Origin of the sequence: Alteromonas sp. 07-89-2, from assembly GCF_013113925.1 — a bacterium.
In the GTDB taxonomy this organism is placed as follows: Bacteria; Pseudomonadota; Gammaproteobacteria; order Enterobacterales; family Alteromonadaceae; genus Alteromonas; species Alteromonas macleodii.
Genome location: NZ_VTYM01000001.1, coordinates 101,394 through 119,075 on the forward strand (window position 1 = coordinate 101,394; position 17,682 = coordinate 119,075).

11 protein-coding genes are annotated in these 17,682 nt (G+C 45.0%); 4 read left to right on the plus strand and 7 right to left on the minus strand.

What is annotated here, in order from left to right; translation table 11 throughout:
- Positions 1–154 precede the first annotated feature (154 nt).
- The 4 genes from glpK (at position 155) to F0261_RS00450 (ending at position 8,649) form a co-directional block, all read left to right on the plus strand.
- A complete protein-coding gene (gene glpK, locus F0261_RS00435; protein WP_014947887.1) occupies positions 155–1,639 on the plus strand; it encodes a glycerol kinase GlpK in 1,485 nt (494 codons plus the stop codon).
- 305 nt (positions 1,640–1,944) lie between these two features.
- On the plus strand, positions 1,945–4,689 hold the full coding sequence (locus F0261_RS00440; protein WP_014947886.1) for a TonB-dependent receptor: 2,745 nt from the start codon (positions 1,945–1,947) through the stop codon (positions 4,687–4,689).
- 66 nt (positions 4,690–4,755) lie between these two features.
- A complete protein-coding gene (locus tag F0261_RS00445) occupies positions 4,756–6,210 on the plus strand; it encodes a sodium/solute symporter (RefSeq protein WP_171336936.1) in 1,455 nt (484 codons plus the stop codon).
- Positions 6,211–6,519: 309 nt separating this feature from the next.
- Positions 6,520–8,649, plus strand: a complete 2,130-nt coding sequence (locus tag F0261_RS00450; RefSeq protein ID WP_171336937.1) for an alpha-galactosidase — start codon at positions 6,520–6,522, stop codon at positions 8,647–8,649.
- A 29-nt stretch (positions 8,650–8,678) separates the two neighbouring features.
- Here the strand turns inward: F0261_RS00450 and F0261_RS00455 are convergent, their stop codons facing one another.
- The 7 genes from F0261_RS00455 to F0261_RS00485 all read right to left on the minus strand — a co-directional run bounded on the left by F0261_RS00455 (position 8,679) and on the right by F0261_RS00485 (position 17,534).
- Entirely contained in the window at positions 8,679–9,776 is a 1,098-nt protein-coding gene (locus F0261_RS00455; protein WP_171336938.1) for a lipopolysaccharide assembly protein LapB, read from the minus strand.
- A gap of 170 nt (positions 9,777–9,946) precedes the next feature.
- Positions 9,947–11,233, minus strand: coding sequence for a dienelactone hydrolase family protein (locus tag F0261_RS00460; protein ID WP_216600657.1), 1,287 nt, complete (start codon positions 11,231–11,233; stop codon positions 9,947–9,949).
- Between the two features lie 179 nt (positions 11,234–11,412).
- Complete coding sequence (locus F0261_RS00465) at positions 11,413–12,366, minus strand: hypothetical protein (protein WP_039217390.1); 954 nt, start codon at positions 12,364–12,366, stop codon at positions 11,413–11,415.
- 208 nt (positions 12,367–12,574) lie between these two features.
- On the minus strand, positions 12,575–13,159 hold the full coding sequence (locus F0261_RS00470) for a single-stranded DNA-binding protein (protein WP_014947881.1): 585 nt from the start codon (positions 13,157–13,159) through the stop codon (positions 12,575–12,577).
- Between the two features lie 267 nt (positions 13,160–13,426).
- Positions 13,427–14,989 carry a sodium/sugar symporter gene (locus F0261_RS00475; protein ID WP_014977986.1) on the minus strand — a complete coding sequence of 521 codons (1,563 nt, stop codon included), beginning with the start codon at positions 14,987–14,989 and terminating at the stop codon, positions 13,427–13,429.
- Positions 14,990–15,346: 357 nt separating this feature from the next.
- On the minus strand, positions 15,347–16,486 hold the full coding sequence (gene galK / locus F0261_RS00480) for a galactokinase (RefSeq protein WP_014977985.1): 1,140 nt from the start codon (positions 16,484–16,486) through the stop codon (positions 15,347–15,349).
- The gene (locus F0261_RS00485; RefSeq protein ID WP_014977984.1) at positions 16,479–17,534 is read right to left on the minus strand and encodes a UDP-glucose--hexose-1-phosphate uridylyltransferase; all 1,056 of its coding nucleotides are present in this window, start codon (positions 17,532–17,534) and stop codon (positions 16,479–16,481) included. Before F0261_RS00485 ends, galK begins: the two co-directional genes overlap by 8 nt.
- Positions 17,535–17,682: the final 148 nt, after the last annotated feature.

The following is a 17,682-nucleotide window of genomic DNA, read 5'->3' on the forward strand; positions in this document are numbered from 1 at the left end:
TCCTCAGAATTAGAAAATTACATCAATTATACGTGCTTAACTTCAATGTTCCCATAACAAAACGAAACACCAATGTTCGTTTTCGAAAATATAGCATTGTTAATCCTGTGTAAATGATGCAAACTCTATGAAAACTATCTTCAGGAGTGACCTTATGGGACAACATATCCTTGCCATTGACCAAGGTACAACAAGCTCTCGCAGCATCATTTTTTCTCCAAAGGGCAGTATAGACGCTATTGCACAGCAGGAATTCTCTCAAAAATATCCGAAAGATGGCTGGGTTGAGCATGATCCAGAGGAAATTTGGGAAAGCGTTGTCTCTACCCTCAAAGAAGTTTTCAATAAATGTTCATTAACACCATCAGATATCGCAGCCGTTGGTATCACTAACCAGCGCGAAACAACCTTAGTGTGGAATAAAAACACTGGCGAGCCGGTCTACCCGGCTATCGTTTGGCAAGACAGACGCACAGCCCAGCTTTGTCGTGATTTAAGTGAAGACGAAGAGCTCGTCTCACACATTACTGAATCGACAGGGCTTCTGTTAGACCCTTATTTCTCTGCCACAAAAGTAGCTTGGATATTAGACAATGTAGAAGGTGCAAGACAGCAAGCCGAGGACGGAGAGCTGCTGTTTGGAACCGTAGACACGTTCCTTATATGGCGCTTAACGGGTGGTGAGTCACACAAAACTGATGCCACCAATGCCTCGCGTACAATGCTGTTCGACATCAATAACCAATGCTGGGATGAGAAATTACTTAATAAATTCAATATCCCACGCTCAATGCTACCCGAGGTGATGGATTGTGCGGCTGACTTTGGTGTAACGAAAGAAGACATCATAGGCAGAGCTATTCCTATCCAAGGCGTAGCAGGCGACCAGCAAGCAGCATTAGTAGGCCAAGCGTGCTTTGAAAAAGGCATGGCCAAGAGCACCTACGGTACCGGCTGTTTTATGATATTGAACACTGGTGACGCCCCTTTGCAATCGAAAAACCGATTACTCACCACCGTTGGGTATCGTTTAAACGGCAAAACGACTTATGCGCTTGAAGGCAGTATTTTTATGGCCGGCGCAACCGTTCAATGGCTCAGAGATGGTCTGAAGCTTATCGACGATGCCGCCGAATCTGAGGCACTTGCACAGCGAGCAAGACAAGATAACGGCGTCTTCCTTGTCCCGGCATTTACTGGTTTAGGCGCACCTTATTGGGATCCAGATGCCCGTGGCGCAATTTTAGGTTTAACCCGCGACACAGGCATTAGCGAAATCGTTGCTGCGGGACTTCAGTCTGTTTGCTACCAGACTAAGGACCTGCAAAAAGCAATGGAAAGCGATGGCGCTCGCCCCACAACTATTCGTGTAGATGGCGGTATGTCGCGTAATGATTGGGTAATGGGCTTTCTTTCAGACATATTGGGCGCTGAAGTAGAACGCCCTGAGATTACGGAAACCACCGCTCTTGGTGCTGCCTTCTTAGCAGGATTACAGGCTGGTGTCTTCAATTCAATCGACGATTTAACCCATTGTTGGAAGAGTGATAGCGTTTTCACTCCAAGATTGACCAAGCAAGAACGTGATCAAGCCTATGATGGTTGGAAAGCCGCCGTCGACCGTATCCGCTGCAGCTAATTTTCCTTTATTTTTCTGATTGTTAATAAAGTGCGGCTATAGGCCGCACTTTTTTTATACAAAAAAATTTTTTATAACATTGTAATTACATTGTCATTTTGTGCTAGTATTGGATCCAAGGTAAACGTTCCACCTTTTACCTTAAATCAGAAACGCTATATTTTTCATAAAGTTACAAATAATAATCACGAAAATATAACGTTAAATGTGTAAAAGTATTGTTAATAAGCTTGATCCGCACATACTAAAAACGTAATTTAAGTGCAAAGTACGTTAAAACGTAGCCTACTCACGGAGAAAACACAGTGACACATAAAATTAACACATCACAGTTAGGCCCTATCGCGAAACGCTCACTTTTAGGTGTTGCTATCGCCTCTGCCCTACACGCCCCTATTTCACTGGCACAGGAAGCAACTACTGCTACTGATAAAGAAGTGGAAGTTATCGAAGTTAAAGGTTTTACCAGCTCTCTGAAAGCATCAATGCTAGATAAGAAAGCATCTGATGTTGTTTACGACGGTATTACGGCTGAAGACCTAGGTAAATTTCCAGACCAAAACGTAGCTGAATCACTACAAAGAATTACTGGTGTTGCCATTGATCGTTCAGGTGGTGAAGGTCAATTTATTACTGTGCGTGGTTTCGGCCCAGATTTTAACACCGTACTTGTTAACGGCCGCCAGATTGCTACAGAAAACCAAGGTCGTGCTTTTAGTTTCGATACGCTTCCAGCTGAACTTATTAGCGGTGCAAAAGTTTACAAGAGCCCTCTCGCTTCTATGCAAGAAGGTGGTATCGGTTCAACCGTAGAAATCACAACTGCTCGCCCATTCGCATTTGACGGCTTCAAGGCCGTTGCAAGTGTAAAAGGCATGTACGAAGACATTTCTGAAGAAACAACGCCACAAATGTCGGGCTTAATTACCAATACCTTTATGGATGGTAAACTAGGTGTGTTAGCTGCTGCATCGTTCCAACAGCGTAAGCTACAAACAAACATGCTAGAAACGCGCTACTGGCGTCCTGAAGTAAGCCTAACCAATCGTTCTGAGCTAGATAACCCTGATTACGCTGACAATGCTCAGTTCAACGGTGTTTACATTCCGCAGAACTTTGACCAAATCGTTGATTTAGTCGATCGTGAAAGAACATCTGGTAACCTTGTTGTTCAATATGCTCCTAACGATGACATGACGCTTACTTTAGATGGTCTTTACTCTAAATTTGAAGTTGACTCAGACGCACACAGTGTTGGCCACTGGTTCTCTGATAGCAACCTCGACAACATGTCTTTCACTGACAACGGTAGCCTATCAGGTGTAACAAGCACCGTTGTAGACGGTGTTGGTGGTGCGACTGACTTTATTCGCCGCCGCTACGGCCGAGATGTTGAAATCCAGGCTTTCGGTGCAAACTTTGAGTGGTTAGTAAACGACAACTTAACTGCAAACATTGATATCTCAACTTCAACTGCCGAAGACAGCAGTGGCGGTGACAACTTCTTCACTGTTGTGGGTTATAACAATGAATACAGTGTAGATTTCACAGGTGCTACTCCATCATTGACTGTTGCCGGTGGTGATGCCGCTTTACAAACACCTTCACTAGGTCGTATGCACTACAATGAGCGCAACGGTTTTGACACGGAAGATACCATCAGTGAGTACCGTGCAGACTTCTCTTGGGTACCTGATTCAGACAATGCGTTCTACAAAGCAGATTTCGGTATCTATTTCCAAGATCGTGAAAAATCTAATACTCGCTTGTTCGCTTCTGGTTGTGACATTTATTGCGGCTACACATTCGATCTTCCTGACGAGCTTCTAAGTGTATTTACTGCACAAAACTACTTTGGCGGTGTGCCTAATCAGTGGCTAACTTACGACCCTGAAGCGTTCTTTGACTACGCAACGTCTGATGCAGCAGTACAGCAAATTGCAGACGCTACAGGTGAATCGTTTGATGACGTTCGCGCAGCGATTGATGCAACAAATATTGGCAACCCACAGCCAAGCAATGACTCATTCGTAGTGAGCGAAGAAGTATTAAGTGCGTACGCACAATTCTACTTCACTACTGAAATCTCAGAGATGCCACTTGATGTGAATTTTGGCTTCCGCTACAGCGAAACTGACACTTCAGTAGACGGGACAAGTCAGATTGTAAGAGATCTTCAGCCAATCCCTAACGATCCGTCAGATCTTAATGTAGTTTATGAAACAGAAGTAGGTGCGCCGGTTAACGAGAAAAACAGCTACTCTTCGCTGCTTCCTAACTTAAACGTTAAGTTACAGTTAACAGACGATTTATACCTACGTTATGCGTTTTCTGAAACGCTAACGCGTCCAATGATGGATGACTTAGTGCCTGTATTTAATGTTACTGTGAGCCGTCCGGGTAACTTGCAAGCACAAGCGGGTAACACTGAACTTAAGCCATATAAAGCGACCAGCTGGGATGTATCTTTAGAATGGTACTACGATGATACTAGCTACTTCTCAGCAGCAGCCTTTAACAAAGAAGTGGAAGACTTCATTGCAGGTGATGTTGCTGATGAGTCTCTTTTCTTAGAAAGTGGCGAGTATGTATTTAGCGTTCTGCGCCCTCGTAACGGCGATACGCTTGAAGTTGAAGGTTTAGAGCTTGCTTGGTTGCACACGCTTGAAAGCGGCTTCGGTATCCAAGCTAATGCTACTATCGTTAACTCAGATGCAGAATTTAGCCTACCAGGTTTAGGTAACTCACAAAACATTACATTGTTCTACGAAAAAGATGCGTTCCAAGCGCGTGTTGCACTGAACAACCGTGAAACCTTTATGCAAGAAGCGGTAAGTACTCTTGGTGGTACTGAGCCTCGTTTCACTGAGACTTACACCCAAGTTGATATGAGTGTAAGTTACGATGTAACTGAGTCTCTTACGGTATTCTTCGAAGGCATTAACATTACTGACGAAGAGCTAACGCGTCGCGGTCGCTTATCAGAACATTTCGTTCAACAAGTTGCTGACGGTGCTCGTTACGCTGTTGGTGTTCGTGCCAGCTTCTAATAACAACTAGTCTATCAAGGGGGCGCTGTTGCCCCCTTTTGTCTTTATTCTGCTGAGGAGTTTTTCGTGTCAGGCAGCTTAACCCAACTTGTCGTTTTTATTTTCATCACCGCACTTATCGGGCTTCTTACCTATTTAAAGTGTCGCGGTCATGGGCATAGTAAAGCCAACGAAAACAAAGAATATTTCTTAGCTGGCGGCGGACTAACATGGATATACGTCGCGGGCTCAATAACGTTAACTAATTTAAGTACCGATCAACTTGTAGGGATGAACGGTAACCAAATGGCACTGCTTGCGTGGTGGGAATTTGCCGCGGTGGCGGGCCTAATCATTCTCGCGCGAGTTTTTCTTCCCGTTTATTATCATTATCAGTGCACCACAACCACCGAATTGCTGGAAATGCGCTATAACAACAAGCATATAAGAGCACTAATAGGCCTTCTTTTCTTCCTAGGTAGCAGCCTTATTTTCATGCCTGCCGTAATCTACACCGGCTCGCTTTTCATGATTAACATGTTCAATGTAGACATTCCACTTATGTATGTTGCGACCGCTTTTGCATTGATTGGTGCCTTCTACGCTATCTTTGGTGGGCTTCGCGCGGTTGCAGTTTCAGATACCTATTCTGGCGTATTGCTTTTGACTATGGCGGTTGTTGTTGTCGTTCTTGCACTATTCGCAATCGATTTTGATTTCTCGGGCATACCTGCCGAACGGTTAACCCTGATTGGCGATAATGATTCACCCCTACCATGGCACACGTTATTAACCGGTATGGTGTTTATCCAGACTTTCTACTGGAGTACAAATCAGGTAATCACTCAGCGCGCCATGGCTGCACCTAATTTAAAAGAAGCACAGAAAGGCGTATACGCAGCGGCGATCATCCGCTTTATCATTGTTCCTACCATTATCGTAGTTCCAGGTATCATTTCGTATAAGCTGTACGGCGATATCAACGATGCCGCTTACGGTACGTTGGTAGGTGATGTTTTACCTAGCTGGCTATCAGGTGTATTTGCAGCGGCCCTCGCTGCCGCAGTACTCACTACTTACAACAGTAACCTCAACTCTGCGACTGCACTTTATGTCTGCGATATACACGAGGCGTATTTTCAGAAGAAGCCAAACGTTGCACGCTTAAGCGGCTTTGTGACCGCGGCGCTTACTATTGTATCGCTAGTTATGGTTCCTGTGTACGCGCAAGCAGAAAGCATCATCAACTTGCTTCAACAACTTTTCGGGTTGTTAAGTATGCCTATTCTTTCCATCTTTATTGTTGGATTACTATTTAATAACGTAAACGCCAACGCGGGAATAGCGGCAGTTATCTTTGGTGTGGGTCTATACGCTTTCTTTAGCTTTGTACACGCTCCTTTCGGCCTGCACTACATTCATCTGATGTTGGTCACATTGGTTTGCTGTATTGCCCTCGCCCTTGTCTTAAATCGGGTTGTATTTAAGCAAAAGGCAGAATGGCGTGGTCGTTTGATAGAGAGCGAAGAAGCACACGGCTAATAAGGTCAGCCATATATTGGCTGGTTCAGATAACTAGGATTACTACGGTTGTGGCGGAGCAAAAGTACGGTTTGTTGCGTACTTTTGTTCCGCCACACGCTGTGAAGTAGATGAAAGCAGAGAGAAGACTCTGTAAGCGTGATTGAAACAGATTTAATTACTCGACGACCGTGCAAGAAAGCAGGTATTAAGCTCGATAAACCGTTGTAAAACCATAAAACCGTACGGATGTTCCTTCTGTACTTTTCAGTCATCTTTTCTTTTAACAACATGCGCTATAAACATCTAGGCATGTAAAATGAGGTTTTTATGTCGTCACTCACATCATTCGTTCGTTTGTCGAACGAGAAAGCCACATTAATATTCGACTGCCAGGGTCGTATGCCCAAAGTCATTTACTATGGTGCGCCATTAAGTGACAGTACAACACCAGAAATGCTGAGTGTTTTAAACACCCGTCAAGAAGCCAAATGCGCACCCGTAATTGAACCGCCGATTACGTTGGTACCGACTCACGGTGACGGCTGGACGGGTCAGCCAGGTCTTGAAGTGTCGGGCGATGCCGACCAGTGGTCAGCAGGCTTTAGCCTGACCGAAATAAATGAAGATGCACAGTCTGTTGCTTTCGTAAGCGAAGACGCTCGCCGCGGTATGCGTCTTATCACAACTGTTGAGCTCGATAACAAAACGAGCGTAGTAAAATACGTTTCTCGTCTCGAAAACAGTGGCGAAACACCGCTCAATTTAGGCTATTTGAATGCCGCTAGCCTGCCCTTGCCTACTTCCGTAAGCAAAATTAAAACATTTGAAGGCCGCTGGTCAGCAGAGTTTCAAACCAAAGATCACGACCTCTTCTTTGGAAGTTATGTACGTGAAAATCGCCGAGGCAAAACATCTCACGACACCTTCCCTGGCCTGATTGCATTTCCTCAAGGCACGGGGGAACTTAACGGTGAGTGCTATGGTTATCACCTTGGCGCTTCTGCAAACCACAAGCTTCGCGCCGAGCTAATGGCTGATGGCAGAAGCTATGTGCAGTTTGGTGAGTTGTTATTTCCAGGTGAAGTGGTACTTAACGCTGGCGAAAGCTATACATCCCCCGTGCTTTACACAGGCTATGGCTGTGAAGGTTTCTCTTCGCTATCACAACAGTTTCATAACTTCATTCGCAGTAACGTGCTAAACCACAGTGCTGAATCGAAGCCTCGCCCGGTGCACTACAACACCTGGGAAGGTATTTATTTCGATCATAACGAAGATGAACTAAAAGCCTTAGCCGATAAAGTTGCACCACTGGGCATTGAGCGCTTTGTGTTAGATGATGGTTGGTTTAAAGGGCGCAGAAACGACAAGGCTGGGCTTGGCGACTGGTTTGTTGATGAAGCTATCTATCCTGAAGGACTAGACGGACTCATTGACCATGTTACTGGCCTTGGCATGGAATTCGGTATTTGGTTTGAGCCAGAAATGGTAAACCCTGACAGCGACCTTTACCGCGCACATCCTGAGTGGGCGCTGCAAACCGAGAATAACCCTCACGTTCCTTTCAGAAATCAGTACGTATTGGATTTAACCAACCCTGACGTGGTTGAGTACCTTTATAAAGTGATTACTGATGTACTAAAGGCGTACCCCAAAATCAGCTACATCAAATGGGACATGAACCGCGACGTAAACCACCCCGGCAACCTTCACGGTAAACCTGCGATGCATGGTCAAATGGCTGCGCTTTACAGCTTAATAGACCGCGTTAAGGCAGCGAAGCCAGGCATTGAGATAGAAAGCTGTTGTTCAGGCGGCGGCCGTGTAGATTTAGGTATTTTGCCACACACAGACCGTTTCTGGACATCAGACTCTAACGACGCACTAGATCGGTTGTATATTCAGCGTGGCTGCTCATATTTCTTCCCATCTGAAGTAATGGGGGCACATGTTGGCCCGCGTGACTGCCATATAACGGGTAGACACTTACCTATTGAGATACGTTCGGCAGTCGCCTTGTTTGGCCATATGGGTATAGAGATGGACCCACGTGAACTTACCGACCACGAGCAAAGCGTGCTTACTGATGCTATTTCACTTTACAAGAAGTATCGTCATATCACTCATGGCGGCGACCTTTTCCGCATGGACGATGACGGCATGAACGTAAAATTTGGTTATGTGTCTAAAGACAAGAAAGAAGGCATTTTTGCATATAACAGCGTTATGGAAACTGTTCGCACTACGCCAAACCGCTTCTACTTTGCAGGTCTTGATGCTAACAAACAATACACCATTGAGCGTGTTTGGCCTGAAAAGCTAAAAGAATACACCCCGTCTATTTTGCAACAAACTGAAGGGCAGGTATTCTCTGGCGAAGTATTGATGAAATACGGTATGCAGCTGCCGGTGCTCTTCCCACAAACTGCATTGATTTACACCGTCAAAGCGGTGTAGAGCTAGAAGCTAAAGCGAGCTTAGCGGTGTTACGCCGCAGCTCGCTTTTTCAAAGCCTTTTTGATTTTTTTAAGAACCTTCGCAAAACGCTCGTCTTTCTCTTCTGTCATTGTGTTTACAACGCGCTGCGCTTCATCAACCTGACCAGCATTGAGCAGTAATTCAGCCAACCGCAATTGTGCCCAACTAGGTGTAGGTAGGCTCTCTGTATCAATAGCCGTAGATTCATAGTCTTGTAAATAGTCTTTTAAAGCATTTATACCTAATTCTGTGTACTCACCACTTTCAACTGCAACTTGCCCCAAACGATACTTTCCATACATAAGGCTACTTTTTCGCTTCTGATAAGTGTCCCAAGCATCATTCTCGGCTTTTGTTACTTCTGTTAATTCAAGATCTGTGAGTGGAGACAATATCTCGAACGAAGAGTCGTATTGCTCATCAGACAAATAGAAGCTTCCAAGTTCAACACGAGCGCGAATTTGGGTTTGCTCGTCGTCTATCAGAGACGCAAATATTGCCTTAGCTTCTGTCTCTTGTTCCTCTTCCAGATAGACTCGGGCAAGAGCAAATTGACCTTCGGTTTTGTCTAGAGCTGCAATTTTTTGGGTTAGGTTCATGGCTTCATCCATATCCCCTCCAGCCATAGATGGCGCCATTAAGTGAAATTGCATTAAAGCTTGATAAACCTCAACATTTTCGGGAGCAATCTCGACGGCCCTCTCTAAGCTTTTTTTCGCTTTCTTTGCGTAACCCAGAGCAGAAAAAATGCTACTTGAAGCCTGTGCACCCATTACACTTGCGTGTGTATGGTATGCCCTGTAGTCATCGCTATATTTTTGAATAAATTGCTCAGCCGCCTCTTCGGCATCGTCCAAATCGATATTCATCAACGCAGAAATCAACATATTGTGCTGTTCAGGTGATTTGTTTTTCACATCATCAAGAACATCTACCACATGGGCGAAATCTCCTTGCTTAAAGGATGCTTTTAATAGCTCTACGTCGTTGCTGTTTTCAGCAACTATGCCTTGTTTTACGGTATTCGCTTCAGCATAAGCAGAGGGTTGAACAGCAGCAAAAGAACAGGCACAAAGCACTGAAGTAACTAACTTACGCATTTTCATTTCACTTCCTTATGATGTTAATGATGAGTTCGATTGATTGTTATAGTAAATGAAGGTACTGACGAAAACATAAATGTTTAAGCATATACATTACGCCACAATTGAATTAGATACAGCGTAAATATGTAACAAGAATTAAAAAGGGTGCTTAAGCACCCTTTTGTAACGCATTACTTACTTTGCATCTCCAAGCCTAACGCCCAGCGATCGTCAAACCCTTTCCAAGGCTCTGGCTTTTTGCCGTTTACAGGGACTTGTGCACTGCTGCCATTTACATTTAGGTAGCCGCAATACTCAGGTAAGGCTTTCACATGGCAGTTCATAAGCGCCAGCGCAAAATGCTCGTTAATGGCATTAAGCTTTTGCACTTCCCATGCCGGCTCAATGTAACTTCCTAAATCAAACTCACTACCATAGGCTTCTTTAGGTGCAGGGTGAGGTGCAACATTGTGGCGGGCGTTCTTGATGGTCAATAACTTAGATTCTTTATTGCCGGTATTATCGAATAACCACTTTATACCGTCGTAGCCGGAAATATCGTCGTTATCACCCGCTACATAAAGAACCGGCACCTTAATATTATTTAGTGATTCAACATTAAATAACTGATGTTGCCCACCCCATGGAGCAAGTGCTAGCGCCGCTTTCCAGGCTGGTAATGTTTCTTCGCCACTGGCTTTGCCACCTGCGCAGGTGTTAAGCGCTTCTTTTATTAACGCCGCCGCTTTAGGATCTTGTGTTCCAGTGAAGGTTGCAGCGGTTTGGTCGTTAAAAGCATAGCATCCTCCTACCGTGCTAACTGCGCCGTAGCCCCCCATTGAATAGCCAATCACTCCCGCTTTGCTCGCATCCACACTCTCTTTAAAAAAGGTATTTTCGCTGATGCTGTTCAAAGTAAGAACTTGATCTCGTGAACGATTTAATAATGTACTTGGAAAACCTGAATAAGGATTTTCTGCAAAGTTAACATCTTTGTTTGTGGAATCTGTGTGGTCGATTGCCGCTACTACATAACCGTGAGACGCGAGGTGTTCGCCTAAATAAAACATAAGGGTGCGGTAACCGGTATAACCATGAGAGATAACAATTACCGGAAAATCAGTGTCAGCAGCGGCAATAGGCGCATCACGACTAGCATCAGCTTGTAACTCAAACACCTGACCACTTCTTGTTTCATTAATGTACGTGGCCTTTTGAGCCGAGCTTGCTGCAGGATACCAAACCTCCAAAGTAAGTGATCGCTCGACTTCATTACCAGCAATGTCTTTTACTTTAACAGGATAAGCCGCTTCGATTGTCTTTACGCCAACATCATAGTTACCTTTCTCACTTAACGATGGCATTACGTCGGCTGGAAACGGCTTATAAAGCGTTTGAGCAGCTGATACCGAAGGAGATATGGCAGCGGTCGCTGAAACCAGAACAGCACCGCCAAAAAGAAGGGATAACGTTTTCATGATTTGGGTAATTTTCTCGTTATTAACAGGCAAATTTATAATACCTCGTCACGGGTATCGCACAAGCCAAACACTATTATTATTGGTGATTAGGAAGAATAAGGGCTGGTAATAAAACAGGGCGGTTTAAGCACGAATTGTCATAAAAGAAAAGGTAAAACGTAAAACCTTGAAAGCCTTTAGTTTGAAAGGTATTGCTTCCACCTTTCATCAAAAAGCGGTTTAAGAAATAAAGGGTATCCATCTGCCACAAAGTTAATGTCTCTTAAGGTTTGGCTTTTCATAGGCGTGGATGTAATGTGAGTTAGCGCGCTGTCTAGATCACTCGTTACCGCTTGTCCTAGCTCACTCTTAGAACACAGTAAGCGCTTTGTTCCTCTTAGCTGCTGGGACAGTTCACTGATTTGATAAACATTAAGCGCATCGAGTTCTTCTTCTGGTAATGCTGAAAGCTCGCGGTGCCCTACATAGCCAAAATCTATTCTCCCACTTTCCAGTAGGGCAATGGTGTGCATGCCTAAGTCTTTGCCTAACCCATTTAAACGAACCACATTGTTTTTTGTAGCCCATTGCTCAACAGTATCGGCGTATACGTTATTCACATCGTTGTAGAGTACCGTTCTCAAATTATGCTGAAGCAAAGCGCGTAAAGAAATGGACTCAAAATACCCCTGCGTTGGCTGAGACTGCGCGGTATCTAATTCATTTTTCAATGAAGGCTGAAGCGCTTTTCTTGCAACAATGAGTAGCGGTAAGTTTATAGAGGTTGGCTGGGAGTAATATCCCCACTCAGCGCGTTCTTCTTGGTAAGCGGCGCCATAAAAACAATACACTTTTTGTGCGGATTGTTGATGCTGTACCATCGACCATGCGCGTTTAACCGGATAAGCTTCAAATTGGTGGTCGTAGTTATGCAGGTGTGTAGAGAGGTACGCCATGACGTCATAGATCGGCCCTGAAGTGATACTGACACCACTGCCTTCAATTCCAAGCTCGGGTGGTCGCAACCATACTACTGTAGGCTTTTTGGAGGCGCAGCTTTCCCCTTCACATTCGCCGTCTGTTTGCGCAAACAACACGCTGCTTTTAAGACACAACAAAACAAAAGCCACCAAGGTTACTACTACTGACACTGCAAAAACCCAACCTTTTACACGTAATTCTTAAAGCTCACTCATCGCGTTTATGGGAAAACAACAATGAGAATATGATGAAATTATTTTAAGGTAATCGGGGGAAGAATGGCGGGCACCAATCTCATAATTGGGCGAACTTAGCTCAAAAAAAGAGCCGCTATTAAAGCGGCTCTTAGAATATTTTCAACACGTGAACTGTTTTTGCTTAGAACGGAATGTCATCGTCGAAGTCAAAATCTGGCTCAGCCATTGGTGGGTTCTTTGGCTGACCTTGATTGCCACCCTGAGGCGCTTGATTGTAGCCACCACCTTGGTTTGAGTTGTAGCCGCCCTGCTGACCACCACCTTGCTGTGGCGCTTGGTTATAGCCGCCCTGCGCTGGAGCTTGATTGTAACCACCTTGGTTGTTTTGAGGACGTTGGTAACCACCGTTACCGCCGCCACCTTCACCACCGCGACCACCAAGCATTTGCATTTGGTCTACGATAATTTCAGTGGTGTATTTATCTTGGCCTTGCTGATCTTGCCACTTACGCGTTTGCAATTTACCTTCAACATAAATTTGCGAGCCCTTTTTCAGGTACTCTCCGGCAATTTCTGCTAAGCGACGGTACATTGTAAGGCGGTGCCACTCAGTGCGCTCTTGAACCTGACCCTGTTGGTCTTTCCAGCTTTCGCTAGTTGCTAGGCTTAAGTTCGCAACGGCGTTTCCGTTAGGCATGTATCTAACTTCAGGATCATTGCCAAGGTTTCCAACAAGAATAACCTTATTAACGCCTTTCGTTGCCATTGATGTCTCCTGTAACGTTTTTAGTGGCTTGCTGTATAACTCTTCTTAATAAGACATCAGCAAGCGCGAAAGTTCATCGAATATTAGCCGGTTAGTATACCGTATTTTATGAGGGAAAATTGAAGTTTTTCGCCACAGGTTTACGTTACTAACTGCAACACGTTCTAGAACTTAACAAAATTTATTGTCAGCGTCTTCTGAACTTTCGCGTTGTTTTTAGTTAATTTTGGCAAGGGCGTTGCGATTAAAAACGCCCTTCCTTGTCTGCTACCACCACGTTATGTAAAACGCCGCTGTAAGGATAACTACAGCGATAGATGCTACATTAAATCCGCTTGTGGTTTTGAACTGCACTTCGTTTAGGTCGACAGCGTTTTCACTAACACCTTTTTTCTCTAGCAGAGAAACAACCACAGCTAAAGCAACACAAAGCAGGAACACAAGTCCAACACGGTCAATAAACGGCAGTTCAGGCCAGAACTGTCTAAACACAATGCTTAAAACAAATGAGCCTAATGCGGCCAACAGACCACCGTTTGCTGTGGTTTTCTTCCAGAACATACCTAAAACGAACAACGCGCAGATACCTGGTGTAAAGAAGCCTGTGAATTCCTGGATATACTGGAATGCTTGATCGAAATTACCCAACAGCGGCTTGGCCACCACCATAGCGATGATAAGCGCCACCAAGCTTACGATACGACCCACTTTCACATAATGCTGCTGCGACTCGTTTGGACGCTTATCTTTATAAAGGTCCATGGTAAAAATAGTAGAAACGCTATTTGTCATCGACGCTAGCGAGGACACAATCGCCGCCACCAAGGCTGCGAAGATAATACCTTTAAGGCCAACAGGCATTAGCGTCATTAGACTTGGGTATGCTTGGTCCGGTTTAGCTAGGTCTGGCACAATTAGCACTGCTGCAATCCCTGGCAATACCACAATTAGCGGCATTAGCAGTTTTAGGAAAGCCGCAAACGCAATACCTTTTTGCGCTTCTTGAACGCTCTTTGCCGCCAACGTGCGCTGAATGATGTACTGGTTAAAGCCCCAATACGACAGGTTCATGATCCACATACCGCCAATCAATACAGAAATGCCTGGCAAGTCCATATAGTGTGGGTTGTCTTCTGACAAAATCATGTCGAATTTCTCAGGGAGCTTGTTAGTAAGGTCAACAAAACCTTGGATGGCCCCATTGCCGTCGCTGATTAGGTTTAACGCCGTATACGACAGGAACAAGCCACCAATAACCAACAGCACGACTTGAATAATGTCGGTGAGTGCTACCGCTTTCAAACCGCCGTAAAGTGAATAGGTTAACGAGAAAAGGCCTAAGAACATCATGCCGTAAACCATATCAACACCCGCGATGGTATTGATGGCCAATGCACCTAACCACAGCACAGCAGTTAGGTTCACAAAAACATAAACACCTAGCCAGAATATTGCCATTACCTTGCGCACGCGATGATCATATCGCTGCTCAAGAAATTGAGGCATGGTGTAAATTTTATGCTTAAGAAAGATAGGTAAGAAGAACTTGCCGACGATAAGCAGCGTAATGGCGGCCATCCACTCATAAGACGCAATGGCAAGCCCTAACTGGTAACCTGACCCCGACATGCCGATGATTTGTTCGGCAGAGATATTGGCAGCGATGAGTGATGCGCCAATTGCCCACCATGGCAAGCTTGAGCCCGCTAGAAAGTAATCATTTGTGTCTTTTTGATGACCCTGCTTTTCGCGAGAAACCCACCACGCAATTGTGACAAGCGCGACGACGTATACCACGAACAACGTGATATCTATTGATGCTAATTTCATAGTTTTTCCCAAAGTTCTTATTTTGGGTGCGGCGATTGTTATGCAGGGTACACAGGTGAAAAATTGTTTTTATTATTATATTGGTTGTTGCCACACCAGTGTCACGTTATTAAAACGCGTTTCGCTAAGCACAATAAGTCATAAATGGGTGAAAAACTCACCGTTAAACTTATCGCGTTATTGCGGGTAGTATTAGTATCACACTTTGTTTACTTTTTTTAACTAGAAATGTGCACTTTTTGTAAAAAAAAAGCCGCAACCAATGGATGCGGCTTAAGGGACACAAACAATTCTAAAGAATAGGATTGTTTAGAAAGGGGAGAGGTTTGTGCATAAAGGCTGTATTTAAATCGATAATTAGGCAAACGCGCCTTGTGTAGCCGTACACACATAAATATCAGCACTGTACCCTGTTTCATCAGCGTACTTGTCGGCCACGACTTGCTTCACCGCTTCAACTTTGTCGGTAGGTACAAGAGCCACTACGCAGCCGCCGAATCCACCGCCAGTCATGCGAACACCACCCGATTTACCCAGCACTTCACCAATGATCTCAACCAAGTAATCGATTGGGCGAACGGTAATTTCAAAGTCGTCACGCATGGAGATGTGAGATTGCGCCATGGCTTCACTAACCGTTTCGATGTCGCCAGCTTTTAATGCTTGGCTTGCTGCCAGTGTTCTAGCGTTTTCGGTAACAATATGCTTCGCGCGGCGATAAACCACCTCTGGCATATGTGCTTTAGCGCCTTCTAGCATTGCCATAGTTGCTTCGCGTAACGATGACACACCCAATAACGACGCGCCTTGTTCACACTGCTGACGACGCAAGTTGTATTCACTGTCAACCAAACCACGTTTAACATTCGAATTGATGATAACGATTTGATGCGAGTCTGGTAGTGGTGAATGCTCAATGGCTAGCGACTGGCAATCAAGCAGCATTGCCATGCCTTCATTACCCATAGCAGAGATTAACTGATCCATAATTCCGCATGAGCAGCCTACGAACGTATTCTCGGCTTTCTGCCCTAACAGTGCAGCCTGTACGCCATCGAGGGGCAACTCATACAGCGCGCTTAACGCTCTTAATATAGCCACTTCAAAAGATGCCGAAGAGCTTAACCCAGCGCCTTGTGGCACATTGCCCGTAACCAATAAGTTAGCGCCGCCAAAATCTGGCATGGCCTCTTTAAGTACTTTCACTACGCCGCGAACATAGTTTGCCCACCCTTGTTCTTCGTCATAGTTAATGTCTGACAACGAAAACTGGTTTTGCTGATTTTCGTAATCCATCGCGGTAACCACGATGTCATTATCTGCGCGCTTTGTTGCCGCAACCCACGTTCCAAAGTTGATTGCAGCCGGAAATACGAACCCTTCGTTATAATCGGTGTGCTCACCAATAATGTTCACTCGACCCGGCGCATGTGCGATTAACGCTGGCGCCTCGCCGTAGTGCGTTTCAAAATTAGAAGAAAGTACTTGATTATCCATTCGCATTCTCACGTTTCTTATAGTGCACTGTGGATAGTGCTTTTAATCTGTCTGCCGCTTGTTCAGGGGTCAAATCTCGCTGTGCCTCTGCCATCATTTCGTACCCGACCATAAACTTGCGTACACTTGCTGAGCGCAGAAGTGGTGGGAAGAAATGCGCATGTAGCGTCCATTCAGGGTGCGCTTCACTATCAAATGGGGCACTGTGCCATCCCATAGAGTATGGGAAAGACGTTTCAAATAAGTTGTCGTACTTCGCTGTAATTTCGCCAATGATCTTAGCAAGAGATAGCGACTGAGAATCCGAGAGCATGTGCATAGATTGCACGTCAAATCTCGGTAACAGTAGCGTCTCAAAAGGCCAAGCGGCCCAGTATGGTACAACTACAACCCAATCATCATTTTGACACACGACTCGCTCTTGCTTCGCGACCTCTTGCTCGGCATAGTCCAACAACATAGACGTGCCGTTTTCACCAAAGTATTGCTGTAGCTGCACGACTTTTTTCGCTGGGTCGGTAGGCACATGCTGCTGCGCCCATACTTGACCATGAGGGTGAGGATTTGAACACCCCATCATCGAGCCTTTGTTTTCAAAAACTTGTACCCAGCGATAGGTTTCACCAAGTTCAGCGGTTTGTGCTTTCCACGTGTTGACTACGTCTACGCGTTCTTCATCGGAAAGCTCAGGTAATGTTTTGCTGTGATCAGGGGAAAAACAAATAACACGACTGCAGCCTTGCTCAGTTTCGAACTGAAACAGCCCCTTTTTCTCACTGGCTTGCTCTGTATCTTGCTTAAGGGCGGCAAAATCGTTTTGAAAAACAAACGTACCTTTGTAGTCAGGGTTAACTTCACCATTCACGCGGGTGTTTGTTGGACATAAATAACACGTAGAGTCGTAAGATGGCTTTTGTTCGTTGTTTGGCTCTTCTGAGGCTCCCTGCCAAGGGCGCTTCGCTCTGTGAGGCGACACTAACACCCACTCACCCAACAAAGGGTTGTAACGGCGATGTGGATCGTTGGTAGGGTCGAAAGGGGTTCCCATAATCACTCTCTCTGAATTAGCCTGCTACGCTCTAATGCGCAACATCAAATAGGGTTAAACGTTTACCCTGATAATGATATAGCAAGCTTCTACGTTTATCAATTGCGTAACAAAGAAAATTAATTGTTAAATTGATAACAAATAATTT

Bases quoted from the DNA above. Each gene is read 5' to 3' on its own strand.
- glpK (WP_014947887.1), top strand. From the start codon at position 155: ATGGGACAACATATCCTTGCCATTGACCAAGGTACAACAAGCTCTCGC.
- F0261_RS00485 (WP_014977984.1), bottom strand. From the start codon at position 17,534: ATGGGAACCCCTTTCGACCCTACCAACGATCCACATCGCCGTTACAAC.
- F0261_RS00460 (WP_216600657.1), bottom strand. From the start codon at position 11,233: ATGAAAACGTTATCCCTTCTTTTTGGCGGTGCTGTTCTGGTTTCAGCG.
- F0261_RS00475 (WP_014977986.1), bottom strand. From the start codon at position 14,989: ATGAAATTAGCATCAATAGATATCACGTTGTTCGTGGTATACGTCGTC.
- F0261_RS00450 (WP_171336937.1), top strand. From the start codon at position 6,520: ATGTCGTCACTCACATCATTCGTTCGTTTGTCGAACGAGAAAGCCACA.
- galK (WP_014977985.1), bottom strand. From the start codon at position 16,486: ATGGATAATCAAGTACTTTCTTCTAATTTTGAAACGCACTACGGCGAG.
- F0261_RS00455 (WP_171336938.1), bottom strand. From the start codon at position 9,776: ATGAAAATGCGTAAGTTAGTTACTTCAGTGCTTTGTGCCTGTTCTTTT.
- F0261_RS00470 (WP_014947881.1), bottom strand. From the start codon at position 13,159: ATGGCAACGAAAGGCGTTAATAAGGTTATTCTTGTTGGAAACCTTGGC.